1 protein-coding gene is annotated in these 1,022 nt (G+C 59.4%); it reads left to right on the forward strand.

What is annotated here, in order from left to right; genetic code table 11:
• The first annotated feature begins 456 nt into the window (after positions 1-456).
• Positions 457-606, forward strand: a complete 150-nt coding sequence (locus EG244_RS20600) for a hypothetical protein (RefSeq protein WP_158617389.1) — start codon at positions 457-459, stop codon at positions 604-606.
• Positions 607-1,022 lie beyond the last annotated feature (416 nt).

Here is a 1,022-nt window from a genome sequence, read left to right on the forward strand (position 1 = left end):
CCGGGGAAAACCTGTTCGTTGTCTTGCTCATGATGCTCCACCTTACTCAGGAGTTGGAGCCTCCGGCAAACCCGGCGCGGTTCAGCCCAGAGATCAGACACACCTGCGCAGATCTCACGGTTTCCTTCAGCCAGATCTTTTTACGTTCGCCGGTGTTCCATTCGTAAACGTAACCGACGATCGCGCCTGCTATGAGCTCCCTGAGACAGGCGACGGCCCGCGCGTTAAGCCGAACGTCAGAGACAGCTTCAGAATTGCCATTCTGTTCCGCGATTACCGAATACTTCATACTACTGGTCCTGGTAGGTAAGCGGCGCGCGGCGGGGTGGTCATTCTGGCTTGTTGTTTTTGGATCCGTCTGTGCCATGCCTTCACATGTTCGGTCTCTGTCAGCCATGCCGATACCCTTTTGGGTATGCGGTCCTCGACTTTGCGTTCATTCAAGAGGGTGAGGCCATGCTTTGGACGATCCTGCCACAGATGTGCGCATTGATGATCGCCTGCGCGAACTCGGTCCATGCGGTGACTCTCGCGATGCGGCGCGGCCTGATCCTCAATCTGCCAGAGGATGGCGAGAGCGACGACGACGGTAAGGTCTCAGACTGATCAGAGACTATTGCCTTACATGCCCCCTCCTGCGGGGCCTGAACTCGATCAAACACGGCAGCTGAAACAGCGACACTGGTCCTGACGGTCCAGGTGGGCTCCTTCGCGCGTAGCTCTCCCGAGTGTGGAGTGTAAGAGGACGTGGGCACCCAGGTTTTTACGGCGCGGCGCAGGGCTGCCCGGAGGACCTGGGGCGGTGCGATCCCGCAGGCGATGAGCGCGGTTTTCTGACGTGCGAGGGCTGTGATGCGGACATCACTCTGGATTGAGGCCTCAGCGGTCGAACGAGGAGGCACCGGCTGGAGTGCCGCAGGTGGGGTCGGAGCAGGGTGCGGCGCCCTCAGAACTGAGTTCTCCGGAGTGGCGCTCTGGCAGGCTGCTGAAAAAGTCAGGGTGGCAGAATATTTTAGCTGTCG

The sequence above is a fragment of the Falsigemmobacter faecalis genome (assembly GCF_003863335.1).
GTDB lineage: Bacteria > Pseudomonadota > Alphaproteobacteria > Rhodobacterales > Rhodobacteraceae > Wagnerdoeblera > Wagnerdoeblera faecalis.